The following is a 1,940-nucleotide window of genomic DNA, read 5'->3' on the forward strand; positions in this document are numbered from 1 at the left end:
CGCGGTCATATGGCCGCGATGCGTGCTCCGGATCGTCATTGCGGCGGGAAAGGGCCTGCATCGAGGAAAACGCGGCGAGCGGCATCGGTGGATGGCAGCTTCGGCGCCACCGCACACGACGACGTCGGCTTTGCCCGAGCGGATGAGGTCGAGGCCGAGGTGCATCGCCTCGGTGCCGGAAGCGCAAGCAGAAACGGGGGTGTGCGCACCGCGCGGGCACCAAGGTCAAGGCTGACAGCGGCGGCGACGCCGTTCGGCATGAGCATGGGGACCGTCATGGGAAGAACCCGCCGGGGGCCTTTTTCCCTCAGCGTGTCCCAAGCGTCCAGGAGCGTCCAGACACCGCCGATGCCCGTGGCGAAAGCCACGGCAAGGCGGTCGTGGTCGATTTCGGTGATACCGGAATCTGCCCAGGCCTCGCGGGCGGCGATGACACCGAACTGCGTGGACGGGTCCATGCGCTTGGCTTCAACGCGGCTCAGAACTTCGAGGGCCGGCGTCGAGCACCGGGCGGCAAAGTGGACCGGAAGGTCATACTTGGCAACCCACTCGTCCTCGAGTGTGTGGGCACCGGAGACCCCTTTGAGCGCGTTCTTCCACATCGTGGGGACGTCGCCGCCGATGGGCGTTGTGGCGCCCAGACCGGTTATGACTACTTTGCGTGCCATGAGATCACTCTCTGTCGGATCAGCCAACCCACGTGCTGTTCTCACTGGGGAGGCAGGAAAAAACTCTGGGAGATATAGCAGCTGTGCCGGGCTTCGGATGCAACAGGGCGCACCCGAAGTCCGGCACAGTTGAGGCCAGGCTAGGCCTGTGCGTTCGAGATGAAGTTGACGGCGTCGCCGACGGTCTTGAGGTTCTTGACCTCTTCGTCCGGGATGCGCACGCCGAACTTCTCTTCAGCGTTGACGACGATGGTCATCATGGAGATGGAGTCGATGTCCAGGTCCTCGGTGAAGGACTTGTCCAGCTCCACGGCTTCGGTGGCGAGGCCGGTCTCTTCGTTCACGATTTCAGCCAGGCCGGCCAGGATTTCTTCGTTGCTAGCCATTGTTGGCTCCTTTTCTTGTTGTGCCGGCTATTGCCGGAAATGGGGGCAAACCGCGGTTACGGCTTGGGTTTCAAAGCACTATTCAATTGAAGGTAGGCGCGGTCCGAAATTACGGAAGAACGATTACCTGGGCGCCAAACACAAGACCGGCACCGAAGCCGATCTGCAAGGCAAGGCCACCGCTGAGTTCCGGGTTCTCCTTGAGGAGTCGGTGCGTGGCCAGCGGAATGGAGGCGGCAGAAGTGTTTCCCGCCTCAGCGATGTCCCGGGCGACCACCACGGTTTCGGGAAGTTTGAGCTTCTTGACCATCTCGTCGATGATCCGCATGTTGGCTTGGTGGGGGACAAACGCCGCCAGGTCCGAGGCTTCGATCCCTGCGGCATCGAGGGCTTGCTGGGCAACTTTCGCCATTTCCCAGACGGCCCAACGGAAGACCGTCTGGCCGTCCTGGCGGAGCGTCGGCCAGACATCCTGCGCTGCGGAAATAATGGCCTGATCGTCGGATTCGTCCGAATGGCGGGCTGTCTCGCCAAGGTGGCGGACTTCGTCGAGGGAATGCGTCATGCCGATCGCGTTCCATTTGCTGCCATCGGATCCCCAGACAGACGGGGCAATGCCGGGCGTATCGGACGGGCCAATGACAACCGCACCGGCGCCATCGCCCAGAAGGAAAGAGATGGTTCGCTCATGGTTGTCGATGACGTCGGAGAGCTTCTCGGCGCCGACCACCAGGACGTATTCAGCCGCGCCGGATCGGACCAAGGCATCGCCCTGGGCAATTCCGTAGCAGTAGCCTGCGCATGCCGCGGAGATGTCGAAAGCCGGTGCCGGGGTGGCGCCCAAACGGTCGGTGAGGGCGGCAGCCGCGGAAGGCGTGGCATACGG

At 62.9% G+C, this 1,940-nt stretch carries 2 protein-coding genes and 1 pseudogene; all 3 read right to left on the reverse strand.

Going from position 1 to position 1,940, the window contains the following annotated elements; all coding sequences use genetic code 11:
* A pseudogene (locus tag AHiyo1_RS04425) lies at positions 1-668 on the reverse strand (beta-ketoacyl-[acyl-carrier-protein] synthase family protein); the annotation flags it as partial.
* 140 nt (positions 669-808) lie between these two features.
* Positions 809-1,054, reverse strand: coding sequence for an acyl carrier protein (locus AHiyo1_RS04430; protein ID WP_028267518.1), 246 nt, complete (start codon positions 1,052-1,054; stop codon positions 809-811).
* A 109-nt stretch (positions 1,055-1,163) separates the two neighbouring features.
* The coding region (locus AHiyo1_RS04435; protein WP_059387752.1) for a beta-ketoacyl-ACP synthase 3 at positions 1,164-1,940 on the reverse strand (777 nt) is incomplete at its 5' end.

Origin of the sequence: Arthrobacter sp. Hiyo1, assembly GCF_001263615.2 — a bacterium.
Taxonomy (GTDB): Bacteria; Actinomycetota; Actinomycetes; order Actinomycetales; family Micrococcaceae; genus Arthrobacter.

Bases quoted from the DNA above. Each gene is read 5' to 3' on its own strand.
- AHiyo1_RS04430 (WP_028267518.1), bottom strand. From the start codon at position 1,054: ATGGCTAGCAACGAAGAAATCCTGGCCGGCCTGGCTGAAATCGTGAAC.